General features: G+C 63.6%; 11 protein-coding genes and 2 tRNA genes. 10 read left to right on the forward strand and 3 right to left on the reverse strand.

Going from position 1 to position 14,518, the window contains the following annotated elements; all coding sequences use genetic code 11:
• Nucleotides 1-58 precede the first annotated feature (58 nt).
• Entirely contained in the window at nucleotides 59-979 is a 921-nt protein-coding gene (locus NP503_RS21630) for a sugar kinase (protein ID WP_127272010.1), read from the forward strand.
• On the opposite strand, the gene NP503_RS21635 is transcribed toward NP503_RS21630, so the two are convergent.
• The 3 genes from NP503_RS21635 to NP503_RS21645 all read right to left on the reverse strand — a co-directional run bounded on the left by NP503_RS21635 (nucleotide 976) and on the right by NP503_RS21645 (nucleotide 4,690).
• Complete coding sequence (locus NP503_RS21635) at nucleotides 976-1,998, reverse strand: aldose epimerase family protein (RefSeq protein WP_127267427.1); 1,023 nt, start codon at nucleotides 1,996-1,998, stop codon at nucleotides 976-978. The genes NP503_RS21630 and NP503_RS21635 overlap by 4 nt on opposite strands.
• A gap of 92 nt (nucleotides 1,999-2,090) precedes the next feature.
• Nucleotides 2,091-3,548 (reverse strand): NAD-dependent succinate-semialdehyde dehydrogenase, encoded by a 1,458-nt coding sequence (locus NP503_RS21640; protein ID WP_127267428.1) that lies wholly within the window; start codon nucleotides 3,546-3,548, stop codon nucleotides 2,091-2,093.
• A gap of 191 nt (nucleotides 3,549-3,739) precedes the next feature.
• Nucleotides 3,740-4,690, reverse strand: a complete 951-nt coding sequence (locus NP503_RS21645) for an AEC family transporter (RefSeq protein WP_027039038.1) — start codon at nucleotides 4,688-4,690, stop codon at nucleotides 3,740-3,742.
• Nucleotides 4,691-4,819: 129 nt separating this feature from the next.
• Between NP503_RS21645 and NP503_RS21650 the strand changes: the two genes are divergently transcribed.
• The 9 genes from NP503_RS21650 to NP503_RS21690 all read left to right on the forward strand — a co-directional run bounded on the left by NP503_RS21650 (nucleotide 4,820) and on the right by NP503_RS21690 (nucleotide 14,512).
• Complete coding sequence (locus NP503_RS21650) at nucleotides 4,820-7,840, forward strand: caspase domain-containing protein (RefSeq protein WP_127267430.1); 3,021 nt, start codon at nucleotides 4,820-4,822, stop codon at nucleotides 7,838-7,840.
• Nucleotides 7,841-7,943: 103 nt separating this feature from the next.
• Nucleotides 7,944-8,492 (forward strand): histidine phosphatase family protein, encoded by a 549-nt coding sequence (locus NP503_RS21655; protein ID WP_127267431.1) that lies wholly within the window; start codon nucleotides 7,944-7,946, stop codon nucleotides 8,490-8,492.
• Nucleotides 8,493-8,721: 229 nt separating this feature from the next.
• Nucleotides 8,722-8,795, forward strand: a tRNA-OTHER gene (locus NP503_RS21660).
• A 2-nt stretch (nucleotides 8,796-8,797) separates the two neighbouring features.
• Nucleotides 8,798-8,867, forward strand: a tRNA-Asn gene (locus NP503_RS21665).
• Nucleotides 8,868-9,219: 352 nt separating this feature from the next.
• On the forward strand, nucleotides 9,220-10,362 hold the full coding sequence (locus NP503_RS21670) for a slipin family protein (protein ID WP_023812260.1): 1,143 nt from the start codon (nucleotides 9,220-9,222) through the stop codon (nucleotides 10,360-10,362).
• Nucleotides 10,363-10,594: 232 nt separating this feature from the next.
• Entirely contained in the window at nucleotides 10,595-10,876 is a 282-nt protein-coding gene (locus NP503_RS21675; protein WP_010909964.1) for an acyl carrier protein, read from the forward strand.
• A 56-nt stretch (nucleotides 10,877-10,932) separates the two neighbouring features.
• Entirely contained in the window at nucleotides 10,933-12,123 is a 1,191-nt protein-coding gene (locus tag NP503_RS21680; protein WP_127267432.1) for a beta-ketoacyl-ACP synthase, read from the forward strand.
• 51 nt (nucleotides 12,124-12,174) lie between these two features.
• Nucleotides 12,175-13,446, forward strand: coding sequence for a beta-ketoacyl-ACP synthase (locus NP503_RS21685; protein WP_027039033.1), 1,272 nt, complete (start codon nucleotides 12,175-12,177; stop codon nucleotides 13,444-13,446).
• A 37-nt stretch (nucleotides 13,447-13,483) separates the two neighbouring features.
• On the forward strand, nucleotides 13,484-14,512 hold the full coding sequence (locus tag NP503_RS21690; protein ID WP_127269349.1) for a zinc-binding dehydrogenase: 1,029 nt from the start codon (nucleotides 13,484-13,486) through the stop codon (nucleotides 14,510-14,512).
• The last annotated feature ends 6 nt before the right edge of the window (nucleotides 14,513-14,518 follow it).

The raw sequence follows: 14,518 nt of genomic DNA on the forward strand, positions 1-14,518 counted from the left end.
AAGCATGGCGCTGCCGGTGGCAAAAAGCTACAGCACCGGGATCACTGGAGGATTGTAGATGGCGGGAAACGGCGTCGCCTCGATCGGCGAATGCATGCTCGAACTGTCGGGCCAGACGGGACCGAACTGGCGCATGGGCTTTGCCGGCGACACGTTCAACACGCTGTGGGCGCTGCACGCGCTGAGCACCGAGCGGCCGGCAACCTATGTCTCGGCCTTCGGCGACGATCCGTTCTCGCAAGGCCAGATCGATTTCTTCGCTGAAAACGGCATTGGCATCGGCTCCAGCCCGCTCATAGCGGGCGCGCGGCCCGGCCTCTATGCCATCACGCTGACGGGAGCCGAACGCTCCTTCACTTATTGGCGTGGCGACGCCGCCGCGCGGCAGCTTGCCTCGGACCCGGCCGCATTATCGAAAAACCTGGAAAACCAGGCACTTGTCTATTTTTCCGGAATCACTTTGGCAATTCTGGACGAAGCCGCGCGCGCTGCGTTGCTGGCGGCCGTCGCCAAGGCGCGTTCGGCTGGTTCCCTTATCGCCTTCGACCCCAACTACCGGCCGCGGCTCTGGCGTGAGCGCGAGGAGGCGCAGGCAGCGATCGTCGAAGCCCTTGCCGTCACTGATATCGCATTACCAACCTTTCCCGACGAGCAGATGCTGTTTGAGGATGCGACGCCGCAAGTGACCGCTAAGCGGATCGGGAAATTGGTTGGCGAGGTCGTCGTCAAGAATGGCGAAGCGCCGGCGCTGATCGCCAAGGGAGGAACGCTGCGCGACGTGCCGGCGATCCATGTCGCGGCTCCCGCTGATACGACGGGCGCCGGCGATTCCTTCAACGGCGGCTATCTTGCGGCTCGACTTGCCGGTCACGAACCGCTGGAAGCCGCACGCCATGCCCATCGTGTCGCCGCCGCCGTAGTGCAGGTACGTGGCGCACTGGCGCCGTTCGAGACGCTGCGGGCGGCGTTCGAAGGCTAAGGTAGCCGGAATCTGTATTCCGTGACGTGGTGGTAGATCGCGCCCGGCCACAGCGTCGCCTGCGGGAAATAGGGCCGGTTCGGCGCATCCGGCCAAATCTGCGGCTCGAGGCAGAAACCGCAAAAGGCCTTGTAGTTCCGCCCTTCCAGCCCGGTGCGCGGCGTCACATACTGACCGGTATAGAGCTGGACGCCGGGCTCAGTGGTCCAGACCTCCATCTCGACACCGGAACTGGCGCCTTGCGTCCACGCCGCCTGTTTGAGCGGCCCGCGTGTCGAAGCGAGGCAGAAATTCTGGTCGTAGGGCAGCTGTTCGCCCTCGGTCTCCATGCGCAACGGCCGCGCCTGGCGGAAATCGAACGGCGTGCCGTCAACCGGCTTGACCACCCCGGTCGGGATCATGTCGCCATCGACCGGCAGATAGGCGCCGGCATTCAACATCATCCTGTGGTCGAGAATGTCTCCGGCGCCGCCATCGTCCAGGTTGAAGTAGGAATGCTGGGTGAGATTGCACAGCGTCGGCTCCTCACAGGTGGCTGTCAGCTCGACGCTAAGCGTGCCGGGGATCTTCAACCGGTAGGTGCAGGTGACATCAAGCGCGCCGGGAAAACCCATCGCGCCGTCGGGATCGTGCAGGGTCAGCGTGACGAAATCCCTGCCATGCAAGGAAACCGTCCACGGCCGGTGGGAGTAACCTTGCGAGCCGCCATGCAGCGTATGCTTGTCGAGGAAGTTTTGCTCGGTCTGGTAGCGGCTGCCGCCAATGGTGAAGCGGCCGTCACGGATGCGGTTGGCGTAGCGGCCAACGACAGCACCGAAGAACGCCGTATCCGTCTCGTAGCCTTCCAGGCTGTCATAGCCGAGCACCAGCGGAGCATCGTGCCCGGTCAGGCGCAGATCCTGGATGATCGCGCCCAGACCGATGATGTTGGCTGTGATGCCGCCGCCCCTGATCGTGAAGCGACGCACCTGCTCGCCAGCCTGCGTCGTGCCGAAAACCTCGCCGTCCTTCATCGCCATGCCCGTAAATGCCAGTTGATCCAGAAGACTTCGGCTGGTTTTCCCACGAGAGATGGGCAGGCTATCGGCCTGCTCATCTCAGGGATAGCCTATCAGAGGCCGAGGCCGCCGATGCAGACATATTTGGTGTCGAGGTAATCCTCGATGCCCTGATGTCCGCCTTCCTTGCCGAGGCCGGATTCCTTGACGCCGCCGAACGGCGCTTCCGGCGTAGTGATGAGGCCTTCATTGACGCCGACCATGCCGTATTTCAGCCCTTCCATCACACGGAAGGCGCGGCCGAGATCGCCCGTATAGAAGTAGCAGGCGAGGCCGAATTCGGTGTCGTTGGCGAGGGCGACGGCTTCCTCTTCGGTCTCGAACTTGAACACCGGTGCGACCGGGCCGAAGATCTCTTCCTTCATGAAGCGCATCTTGGGTGTCGCGTTGGCGATGACCGTCGGCTGGAAGAACGAACCGCCGAGCGCATGGCGCTTGCCGCCGGCGACTATCTTGCCGCCCTTGGATGTGGCGTCGGCGATCAGTTCCTCGACCTTTTCGACCGCCTTCTCGTCAATCAGCGGTCCCTGCTGCACGCCGTCCTCGAGGCCGGAGCCGACCTTCAGCCCGTTGCTGGCGGCAGCGAGCTTCTCGACGAACTTGTCATAGACACCGGCCTGAACCAGGAAGCGGTTGGTGCAAACGCAGGTCTGGCCGGAATTGCGGTACTTGGCGGTGATCGCACCGGCGACCGCGCGCTCGAGGTCGGCGTCGTCGAAAACGATGAACGGCGCGTTGCCGCCGAGCTCCATCGATACCTTCTTGACGGTGACCGACGACTTCTGGATGAGAAGCTTGCCGACTTCGGTCGATCCGGTGAAGGTGATCTTCGACACCAGCGGATTGGCGCAGATCTCGTCGCCGATCTCGCTGGCCGAACCGGTCAGGATGTTGACGACGCCCTTGGGGAAGCCGACTTCCTCGGCGAGCGCGCCCCAGGCGAGACCCGAATACGGCGTCTGCGACGCCGGCTTGACCACCGCGGTGCAGCCGGCGGCGAGCGCCGGGCCGAGTTTGCGAGCCAGCATCGAGGACGGGAAATTCCATGGCGTGATGGCGGCAATGACGCCGACCGGCTCCTTGGTCACCAGGATGCGGCGGTCCGCCCATGGTGAGGGCACGACATCGCCATAGGTGCGGCGGCCTTCCTCGGCGAACCACAGGATATAGGCGGCGGCGGAGCCAATCTCGCCCTTCGATTCGAACAGCGACTTGCCCTGCTCGATGGTCAGCAGTTCGGCCAGCACGTCCTGATTGTCCATCATCGCGTCATGCAGCTTGCGCAGCAGCTTCGAGCGCTCGAGCGCGGTGGTCTTGCGCCACGACTTGAAGGCGACGGCGGCGGCCTCGATGGCGCGGCGCGTCTCGGCCTTGCCCGACTTCGGCACGGTGCCGATCTTGAGACCGGTGGCCGGATTGTTGACGTCGACCGTCTGGCCGCTGTCGGCCTGCACCCACTCGCCGTTGATGAGATTGGCCTGCCGCATGAAATGGCTGGTTTTCTGAAGCATGGTCTATCCTCCGTTCAGCGCCCTGACGGGCCGGTCTGTGAAATCTTCGGTGAGCGTGCGCCATGGACTGAAGCCGGCACGCCGGAGCCACTGCTCTTTACCGAGGGCAAGGCCCGCAAGCAATCGCAAGATGGCATATAGGGCTTGGGCCACAGCGAGACGAGAGCAGGCGACGTGCTTACCCCGATGCCTTACCCGAAAACGTGCAAGACAACAGTCAGCCAGAAAGCGGTGGTGACGGCGGCGCAGGCCGTGGCGATGGTCATCTGGTTCGACGCCAACGCCTGGCCGGTGTTGAACTGCACCGCGATCAGATAGGAATTGACGCCGGATGGCATCGCGGCCACCATCACCGCCACCTTGGCCGTCAAGGGCGGCAAGCCGAGCAGCCAGACGAAGACCAGGACCAGCGCTGGCATCAGGAACAGCTTCAGCACCGAAAGCACCAACGCCGGCCTGACATTGCCCGAAATGCCGAAGCGGCGCAGGCTGAGCCCCATGGCAAACAGCGCCACCGGACCGGCCGTATCGGCCAGCGCATCGACCAGGCGCATGGCGACATCAGGCAGCGGCGCACCCGTGATGCGCCATGCAAGGCCTGCCAGAATGCCGATGATCAACGGATTCATGAAAAGCCGCCTGAGGAAGCTACGGATAACGCGCAAGGGATGCACGGGTTCGCCGCTGCCGCGGCCGAAGACTTCGAACAACACGATCGAGGCCATCAGCATGATCGGCAGATGCACGGAGACCAGCAGCGACAGCACTTCGAAGCCGCTCGGGCCGAAGATGCCAAGAATGAAGGGAACGCCGAGCAGCACGATATTGGAAAAGGCGGACGAAACCCCGCCGACGACGCCGGCGCGGGCATCCCTGCCGAAGATACGGGTGGTGACCAGATGGCCGGCGGCCCAAGTGATGGCGACCGCGGCGAAATAGGCGCCCCACAGCGACCATGGCGCCACGCCGTGGAAATCGGACTTCACCATTGTCTGGAACAGAAGCAGCGGCATCGCCACGTTGATGGCAAATTCCGATATCCCCTCGCCGCTCGCTGGCTTCAAATAGCCGGTAAACCCGGCGAGATAGCCGAGCGCGACAAGGCTGAAGACGAAAAGGACGGTTTCGGTGAGCGGAGACATTTTTACCGTGACGGGCGAATTTCCCGTGATAGGCGAGCCACGACCGCGACGCAATCGCGCCTGAATTTGATCATCGTCGGCTGGCAGCGTTATAGAGGGTTGGATCATCAGGGCGGACACGAACGACAAATGGCTTTTGTCGGACTCTCGAACCTTAGTCGTTTGCGGCGGGCATGGCTGACGGCTATCGTCGCCGCACTGCTTTGCCTTGCCGCGACCGCGCTTGCAGTTGCCGAGACGAAAAGCCTTAAGGGCGTGGCGCTGATCATCGGCCAGTCGAATTACCTGCACATCGCCGCCCTGCCCAACCCCGCCAACGACGCCCGCGACATGGCCAAGATGCTGACCGACCTTGGCTTCGACGCCCGCAGCGTCACCGACCGCGACGCCACCAAGCTGAAGCGCGACCTGGAGCGGTTCACCGAAGATGCCGACGGCGCCGATGTCGCCTTCATCTACTACTCCGGTCATGGCATCGAGGCCGGCGGCGAAAACTATCTGGTTCCGGTCGATGCCGACGTCCCGTCGCTGAAGGATGCCGGCACCAGCCTTGTGCCGATATCGGCCGTCATGGAGGCATTGAAAAAGACAGTGCCGGTGACGATCATGCTGCTCGATGCCTGCCGCACCAATCCATTCCCCGCGGATGCCATGGTACGGCGCTCACCGACCGCTTCCGCCTCGCCCATAGGCGCCGGCGGGTTGGAGCCGGTGCGCGGCGCCAAGGCGCTCGGCAATGCACCGGCGGCCGACGCGAGCCTGGGTACAGTGGTCGGCTTTGCCGCAGAACCGGGTCATCCTGCACTTGATGGCGCCGCCGGCGAAAACAGCCCTTACGCGTCCGCCCTGCTGCGCCACCTCGCGGCGATGAAGGGCACCGAATTCGGCTCGGTCATGCGCATGGTGACCGAGGAGGTCTATCTCGACACAAAAGCGAAGCAGCGTCCCTGGATCAATGAAAGCCTGCGCCGGCTGCTCTATTTCGGCGTCGCACCAGTGGAGCCGACCGGCGACGACGGACTGATCACAGGCGAAAGGCGCCAGCTCCTGCTGACGATTTCCGGCCTGCCCGACCCGAAACGGGCGCAGGTGGAACTGGCCTCGCTGCAGGAAGGCGTGCCGCTCGACGCGCTTTATGGCGTGCTGAAGGCGCTCGGCACGGAAAAGATCCCCGAAGACCCGACCGACCTGCAAAAGGTGCTCGACGCCCAGGCCGAGCGCCTGAAGAAGATGATGTCCGAGCGTGCAGCACTGCGCACCGACGATCCGGAGATCAAACGGCTTGTCGCTTCCGCCGACAAGGCGATCGGCCAGGGCGCCATCGTGACGGCGCGCAAATTCCTCGACGATGCGGTCGGCCGGGTCGAGCAGACCAACGATGCGGTCGATCAAGCCGAGGATCTCGTCAAGCAGAAGCGTCTTGCCGACGCCGCGATCTATGCCAGGCGCGCCGATGCCTCGGGGCTGGTCTTCGATTACAAATCCGCTGCCGGCGACTATGCCAAGGCGTTTTCGCTGGCCGGAAAATGGGACGACAAGCTGCGCTGGAACTACAAGAACCAGGAAGCCGAGGCGCTCAACGCCTACGGCTACGCCACCGGCGACCTCGATGCGCTGCAGCACGCCATTGAGGCCTATCGCACCATCCTGAACTTCATCCCCAATGGCGAACAGAATCGCGACTGGGCCATCACCCGCAACAACATGGCGGTGGTGCTGCAGACCATCGGCGAGCGCGAGACGGAGACCGCGCGCCTTGAAGAGGCAGCCCGGATCTTTCGCGATTCCCTTGTCGTGTTCGAGCGCGAGAAGGACGACCTCAACTGGGCCGCCGCGCAGAACAATCTGGCCAATGTGCTGTTGAAGATCGGCGAGCGCGAGAGCGACCCGAAGCGCCTGAACGAGGCGGTTGTGGCGATGCGCGCGACGCTCCAGAAACGCCCACGCGAAAAAGTGCCGCTCGAGTGGGCCGCTTCGCAGAACAATCTCGGCCTGGCGCTCTATGCGCTTTCCGAGCGCGAGGCCGCCGGCGAACATCTGACGCAAGCCGAGGCGGCCTACCGGCTGGCACTTGAGGAATACACACGCGAAACGGCGCCGGTGGAATGGGCGATGGTCGAGAACAATCTCGGCAACACGCTGGTGTCGCTCGGCATTCAGCTCAACGACAAGGCGAAGATAAACGAAGCGGCCGACGCGTTCCGTGCCGCGCTCGAGGTGCGAACCCGTGAGACCTTCCCCGTCTCATGGGCGACCAGCAGGCTCAACCTCGGCAACGCGCTGAGCGGCGTCGCCCGCTTCGATATGGGCACCGGCGCGCTTGAAGAGGCCGCGGCCGCCTATGATGACGCACTGACGGTCTTTACCCGGCAGCGTTTCCCGATGGACTGGGCGTCGGCGCAGAACAATCTCGGTTCGATCTACCAGACGCTTGGCCAGCGCACCCGCGACGCGGCCAAGCTGGAGCAGTCGGCGAGCGCCTTCCGGGCGACCCGGCAGGTCTATGTCAGACGGAAATTCCCTCGCGATTGGGCAATGAGCCACTACAATCTCGGCAACACGCTGCAGCTTCTGGGCGGCGTGACCGACAAGCCGGAACATTATGGTGAAGCCATTGCCGCCTACCGCGATGCGTTGCGCGAGTACAAGCGCGAGACGAATCCCCGCCAATGGGCGCTAGCCCAGGCCGGCCTCGGCTCGACGCTGCACTGGCTGAGCATGAGCAATGCCGACTCCAGGACCCTGCTTGAGTCCATAGCGGCCCGCCGGGCAGCCCTCGAAGTACTCACCGTCGACGCGGCACCGGTCGACTGGGCCAACGCCCAGAACGGCATCGGCATGAGCCTGCTCAACCTCGGAAATCTCGAACGCACCGGCAAATATCTCGGTGACGCCGAGGCCGCCTTCACGGCGACGCTGAAGGTATTCTCGAGGGAAGGCCTGCCCATGCAATGGGCCTTCGCGCAGAACAATCTCGGTGACGTCAGCTGGAACCGAGCCAGCTATGGCGGGGGCAAGGCCGAATATCAAAAGGCGATCGAATTCTTCGAGAACGCCAAGCAGGGCTTTACCGAAGCCGGCTACACGATCCCCATCCCGCTCACCGACCAGAAGATCGATCTGGTGAAGAAGCAGATGGCGAAGAAGTAGGTCTACGCATCCCGCCGACCGCGCCTTGTCTTTCGGCTGGCTTTACCGTCCCTATATGTCCCGTCACCGGAACCCATTGCCGGGAACCGGAGAAGGATAGCGGATGATTCGATTTGCCTTGGCGTTGTTCCTGTTTCTTATTCCCGGCGTAGCCCACGCCACGGATGCAGGCTGGGCGCTGCTGCGCGATGGCGGACATGTCGTGCTGCTGCGCCATGCCATGGTCACCGGCACCACCGACCCGGCCAATTTCGACATCGACAGTTGTGCCACCCAGATGAACCTGTCGGCGCGTGGCAAGCAGCAGGCGAGCAAGATCGGCGCTCTGTTTGCCGCCCGTGCGGCACCGATCGAGCGTGTGCTGTCCAGCCGCTATTGCCGCTGCCTCGACACTGCCCGCATCGCCTTCGAGGCCGAGCCGGAGCTGTTTGCTCCGCTCGATCTCCTGAAGGGCGACGAGGCGCAGAAAGCCGCGCAGATCGCGGCGATCCTCAAAGAAATCCGCGCCTATTCCGGCTCCGACAATCTGGTCATGGTTACCCATCTGGAAGACATCGTGGCGCTGACCGGCATCTCACCGCGCGAAGGCGAGGCCGTGGTCGTGGAGCCGCAGGGCGATGGCCTGCGCGTGCTCGGCCGCGTCACCTTCTGAGCGCCCTGCGCGCGATCGCTGACGTCGAAAGCGGTGTTGCCTAAATGCCACCGCCGCAAGAAGCCGCAAATCCGCCACGACAATGCCGCTTGCGACAACCCGTCGCAGGGGCTATAGGCGCGCTCCCGGTCACGAGAACCGAAGTGAGCACAACGGTTGGAGCTTTCGCCTCCGCCCGTGCAGGCGGCTTTGCCGCCCTGTATACGGCGCTGCTTTGGGGATTGGGATCGCGGATGTAGCTCAGCGGGAGAGCGCCGGATTTGGGTCCGGAGGTCGGGGGTTCAATTCCCTTCATCTGCACCACGGATAGCTCAGTTTGGTTAGAGCATCAGATTGTTAATCTGACTGTCGAAGGTTCGATTCCTTCTCCATTGGCCTGAAAAGCCATCCGAAAAACGGTCCGGGGACTGGAATGCGAAAGACTGGACGGATGGCCCAAGCCCTCGGGCGCGGATCATCCCAAGCGTCTTTCGCCATCGGCTCGCGGCCAGGCCCGCGGTGACGATCAAGGCGCAGCGTCGCCGGCAAGGGAGGCCAAGGCCTCCGGCGCCCGCTTCACTGCCCCGCGATCCGCTCCCGAAGGCCCGCCACGGATTGATGCCACCAGTCCCCGGATCATTCGTGCCCGGGCTGTGACGCAAGAGACGACGTGAAACGAGAAACGAAAGGAACGATCGACGCATGACTTGACGCCTCGCATGGGGCCATGCCCGACAGGAGTAAGACAATGACAATTCTCGACAAGGTTCTTGGGCGCGAGCGCGTCCTCGTAAAGGAAAACGAACGTGCCCTCACCCTCCACAAGGGGGAAATCAAGACTGTCCTGCTGCCGGGCGAGCACTGGCTCGCCAACCGGCGCGGCAGCCTCGAAGTGTCCCGGCACGATCTGAAGAACCCGGAATTCGTTTCGGCATACGAGAAGGCGTTGTTCGACAAGCTCCCGGATGTGGCCGCGCGTCATTTCACCGTCGTTCGCACCGGGCGCACGGATGTCGCCATCATCGAGCGCGACGGCAATCTGCACGCCGTGCTGGCGCCGGACCGCAAGCTGGTGCTGTGGACGGATGCCGGCCCGTGGAAGGTGACGCTGATCGACACATCAGTCGATCTCGCCATCGATGCGGCGGTCATGCGCCGGCTCGGCCAGGCCCGGAAGGCGGAATTGATGTCCGTCCATCCGGTCGTCGACGGTCAGGCCGGACTGCTGTTCATCGACGGTGTTCTGGTCAGGACGCTGACGGCGGGCGTGCATGGCTTCTGGAACGTCGGACGCATGGTGCAGATCAAGGTCGTCGACCTCAAGCGCCAGTCGCTCGACGTTGCCGGGCAGGAAGTGCTGACCAAGGATCGCGTGACGATCCGCGTCAACATCGCGGCCGAATACCGGGTCGTCGATCCTGTCAAGGCGGTGAGCATGGTGAAGGACTTCTCCGAAGCCCTTTACCGCGCCCTGCAGTACGCCTTCCGCAAGACCCTTGGCGCGCTGACACTCGATCAGATCCTTGAAAAGAAGGTGACGATCGACGAAGAGGCCGCTGGCAAGGTCCGCGCCGATATGGCCGAGATCGGGGTGGAGGTCAGCGATATCGCGCTCAAGGATGTCATCCTGCCGGGCGAGATGCGCGAGATCCTCAACCAGGTGGTGTCGGCCGAAAAGCAGGCCGAGGCCAACATCATCCGTCGCCGCGAGGAGACGAACGCGACGCGTTCCCTCCTCAACACGGCCAGGGTGATGGCGGAAAACCCGGTGATGCTGCGGTTGAAGGAGCTCGAGGCTCTGGAAACCATCGCCGGCAAGGTCGAGCGGCTGACCGTCCACAACGGAACCGGCGGGCTGCTGAACGATCTGGTCAAGCTCCGCGACAGCTGATGCATGTCGCCCAAAGTGGTTCCGGTTTTGGAAAAACGACCTGCATCGAAACAAAGGCTGACGTGACGTCAACAGAAGGGCCGCCGGGTAAACCGGCGGCCCTTCTTGCGTTTCCTGGATGCCCTACCCATCTGCGCCCGGCGCATCAGGCCTTTTCCTGCCGGGAAAAACCGATTAGACAGCGCCCAAACAAGATGCGGACAGATTCCGCCCGCAACCGAAGGAAAAGCCCTTGTCCACCACGTTCGACAAAGTCGCCAAGATCATTGCCGACACCAGCGAGATCGATATCGACACGATTACGCCCGAGAGCCACACGATCGACGATCTCGGCATCGACAGCCTCGATTTCCTCGACATCGTCTTTGCCATCGACAAGGAATTCGGCATCAAGGTGCCACTGGAAAAGTGGACCCAGGAGGTCAATGACGGCAAGGCTTCGACGGACGATTACTTCGTCATGAAGAACCTGTGCGCCAAGATCGACGCGCTGGTTGCCGCCAAGACCGCCTGACATCGGTTGAGCGTTCGATCTTGACGCGCTCTGCCGCCTGACCCACAAAGCCGCACATGAGCAGCCCCCGCGACGTCGTCATATCAGGTATCGGCCTTGTCTCCTCGCTGGGGGAAGGTCCGGACGCCCATTGGCAAAAGCTCGTGCAGCCGGGGCTGGAACCGGTGCTCGAAGCGGCGCGCTTTGCACCCTATACCGTTCATCCATTGCCGGAGATCGACTGGAACCTGCAGATCGCCAAACGTGGCGATCAGCGCCAGATGGAAACCTGGCAGAGGCTCGGCACCTATGCCGCAGGCCTGGCGCTGGACGACGCCGGCATCAAGGGCAATGACGAACTCTGCACGACCATGGACATGGTCGTGGCCGCGGGCGGCGGCGAACGCGACGAGGCGGTCGATGCCGCCATTCTCGCCGCGTCGGAAAGCCGCAACGACCGCGATGTGCTGATCAACGAGAAATTGACCACCGAATTGCGGCCGACACTGTTCCTGGCGCAGCTTTCCAATCTGCTCGCCGGCAACATCTCCATCGTCCACAAGGTGACCGGCTCATCCAGAACCTTCATGGGCGAGGAAGGTGCCGGTGTCGCCGCCGTCGAGACAGCAGCCGCGCGCATCCGCTCCGGCCAGTCGACGCACATCCTGGTCGGCGGCGCCTTCCAGACCGAACATTCCGACATGCTGCTCGGCTATGAACTCGCCGGCTATCTGCATCGCGGCCAGTGGAAGCCGGTCTGGCAAAGACAGGGGGCTGAGGGCGGCGGCGTCGTGACTGGATCCGGCGGTGCCTTCCTGGTACTGGAGCAGCGCGAACACGCGATAAGCCGCGGCCGCAAGATCTATGCCGAGCTTGGGCCGGTCGTCTCCGGCCGCGCCAGGCGCCCACGGGGAGAACTCGACGCCCAGATCGCCGCCCTGCTCAAGCAGGCTGCAATGCCGAACGGCAAATTGCTGGCCATGTCGGGCGCGTCGGGCGCCCATACGGCAACCATCGCCGAGAAAGCCGCGCTCGATGCCAATCCGGCGATTGCCGCGCGCGGTTTCTCGACGCTGACCGGACACATGAAGGAAGCACAGTTTCCCTTCGCTGTGGCACTGGCGGCGCTGGCCGTCGATCGCAAGGCCGCCTACCCTGTTTTTGATGCCGCAGCCGAGAAGCCGTTCGAAGGGGTTCCCGCAACCGTCCTTGCAACGGCGATCGGCTATCACCAATTCGAGGGCATGGCGCTCGTCAACGCCGCCTGAGGCGGTGGTCCACGATCCATGCCGCAACGATAGACGATCGAGGGCTACCGCATGGCCAATCTGAACGATCATATGGGCAGGCCGATCGTTGCCGTCACCGGCATCGGCGTGGTGACCTCGCTTGGCGTCGGCAAGGCCGATAATTGGGCGGCGCTGACCTCGGGCAAGTCGGGCATCCACCCGATTACCCGTTTTCCGGTCGATCATCTCAACACCCGCATCTCCGGCATGGTCGACTTCCTGCCGTCGAGCTCGAAGGGCTCCAGCCATCTCACCTATGAACTGGCGGAAACCGCCGCGCGTGAGGCCGTGGCCGAGTCCGGCCTCGATTCCGGTGATTTTGGTGGTCCTCTCTTCCTCGCTTCACCGCCGGTCGAACTCGACTGGCACGACCGCTTCGCGCTCTACAATTCCAATGATTTGGACTCCGGCGGCGAACGGCTGCTGCGGGTGGCGCGCGGATTGAAAGAACTCGACTTTTTCGAGACCACGCAGTTCGGCTCGATCGCCGGCCGGCTTGCCGACCGTTTCGGCACCCGCGGGCTGCCGATCACGCTGTCGACCGCCTGCGCTTCCGGCGCCACCGCCATCCAGCTCGGCGTCGAGGCGATCCGCCGCGGCGAATGCGACCGCGCGCTGTCGATCGGCGCCGACGGTTCGGCGACCGCCGAGGCGCTGATCCGCTTTTCGCTGCTGTCCGCGCTGTCGACCCACAACGACATTCCCGAAAAGGCGTCAAAACCTTTCTCCAAGGACCGCGACGGCTTTGTCCTCGCCGAGGGTTCGGGCGCGCTGGTACTGGAATCACTGGAAACCGCACTCGCGCGCGGCGCCACGATTCTTGGCATCCTGCGCGGCTGCGGCGAAAAGGCGGACGATTTCCACCGCACCCGCTCGAAGCCGGACGCTTCGCCGGCGATCGCGGCGGTTCGTGCTGTGCTAGCCGATGCCGGCTTGAGCCAGGACGAGATCGACTACGTTAACGCCCACGGCACCTCGACGCCGGAAAACGACAAGATGGAGCATCTGTCGCTGTCGACGGTGTTCGGCGAACGGATCGGCTCGATGCCGGTCTCGTCGAACAAATCGATGATCGGCCACACGCTGTCGGCGGCGGGCGCCGTCGAGGCGGCGTTCTCACTGATGACGATGCGCGAAAGCGTCATCCCGCCGACCATCAACTATGACAATCCCGACCCCGCGATCGTGCTCGACGTGGTGCCGAACAAGAAGCGCAATGCCGAGGTCCGCACCGTGCTGTCGAACTCCTTCGGCTTCGGCGGCCAGAACACTTGCCTTGTCATGGCGCGGGAACCGGTCTAAGCGACCTTTTTCAGCCAGACCGAAACCGACAGGCCCAATGCGCGCATTGCAACTTATCGAGGACCGCCGTCTTGAAACGGTGGACCTGCCGCCTCCCCCACCGCCGGCACTTGGCGAAGTCACGCTGCGCATCAAGGCGGTGGCGCTGAACCATATCGACGTCTGGGGCTGGCGCGGCATGGCCTTCGCCAAGCGCAAGCTGCCGCTGGTCGTCGGCGCCGAAGCCTCGGGCGAGGTCGAGGCGGTAGGCTCCGGCGTTTCCAGCCTGCTGCCCGGACAATTGGTATCGATCTACGGCGCGCGCACCTGCGGCCTCTGCCGAGCCTGCCGCGAAGGCCGCGACAACCTCTGTGAACATGTTTCGGGTGTGCACGGTTTCCATCTCGACGGTTTCGCGCAAGAGAAGATCAACCTGCCGGCTCGCCTGCTGGTCCCCGCCCCGCCCGGCGTGACCGACATCGGCGCGGCGGTCGCGCCCGTCACCTTCGGCACGGTCGAGCACATGCTGTTCGACAACGCCAGGCTACAGCCCGGCGAGACGATCCTTATCCATGCCGGCGGATCCGGCATCGGCTCTGCGGCCATCCAGCTGGCCAAGCGGATGGGCTGCACCATCATCACCACGGTCGGCTCCAACGACAAGATCGACAAGGCCAAGGCGCTCGGCGCCGACCATGTCATCAACTACCGCGACGACCGTTTCGAGGGCGTCGTGCGCAAGCTGACCAAGAAGAAGGGCGTCGATGTCGTCTTCGAACATGTCGGCGCCGACACTTTTGCCGCCTCGATGCTGTGCCTGAAGCGCGGCGGCCGCCTGGTGACCTGCGGTTCGACTTCCGGCGTGTCGACGCAGATCAATCTGATGCAGCTGTTCCAGCAGCAATTGAAACTGCTTGGCTCGTTTGGCTGCCGCATGGAAAACATGGCCAACGCCATGCAGAAAATGGCGGCGGGACAGGTCGCACCCGTCATCGACACCGAAGTCGGCTTCGACGGTATCGACGCCGCGCTGAAGCGCATGGAAGGCCGCGACGTTTTCGGCAAGATCATCCTGCGCGTCGGCTAGAGCCTT

The sequence above is a fragment of the Mesorhizobium sp. SEMIA396 genome, assembly GCF_024518615.1.
GTDB lineage: Bacteria > Pseudomonadota > Alphaproteobacteria > Rhizobiales > Rhizobiaceae > Mesorhizobium.

Excerpts from the sequence above, each read along its gene's own strand:
- NP503_RS21630 (WP_127272010.1), top strand. The coding sequence starts at position 59 with ATGGCGGGAAACGGCGTCGCCTCGATCGGCGAATGCATGCTCGAACTG.
- NP503_RS21635 (WP_127267427.1), bottom strand. The coding sequence starts at position 1,998 with ATGGCGATGAAGGACGGCGAGGTTTTCGGCACGACGCAGGCTGGCGAG.
- NP503_RS21640 (WP_127267428.1), bottom strand. The coding sequence starts at position 3,548 with ATGCTTCAGAAAACCAGCCATTTCATGCGGCAGGCCAATCTCATCAAC.
- NP503_RS21645 (WP_027039038.1), bottom strand. The coding sequence starts at position 4,690 with ATGTCTCCGCTCACCGAAACCGTCCTTTTCGTCTTCAGCCTTGTCGCG.
- NP503_RS21650 (WP_127267430.1), top strand. The coding sequence starts at position 4,820 with ATGGCTTTTGTCGGACTCTCGAACCTTAGTCGTTTGCGGCGGGCATGG.
- NP503_RS21655 (WP_127267431.1), top strand. The coding sequence starts at position 7,944 with ATGATTCGATTTGCCTTGGCGTTGTTCCTGTTTCTTATTCCCGGCGTA.
- NP503_RS21670 (WP_023812260.1), top strand. The coding sequence starts at position 9,220 with ATGACAATTCTCGACAAGGTTCTTGGGCGCGAGCGCGTCCTCGTAAAG.
- NP503_RS21680 (WP_127267432.1), top strand. The coding sequence starts at position 10,933 with ATGAGCAGCCCCCGCGACGTCGTCATATCAGGTATCGGCCTTGTCTCC.
- NP503_RS21685 (WP_027039033.1), top strand. The coding sequence starts at position 12,175 with ATGGCCAATCTGAACGATCATATGGGCAGGCCGATCGTTGCCGTCACC.
- NP503_RS21690 (WP_127269349.1), top strand. The coding sequence starts at position 13,484 with ATGCGCGCATTGCAACTTATCGAGGACCGCCGTCTTGAAACGGTGGAC.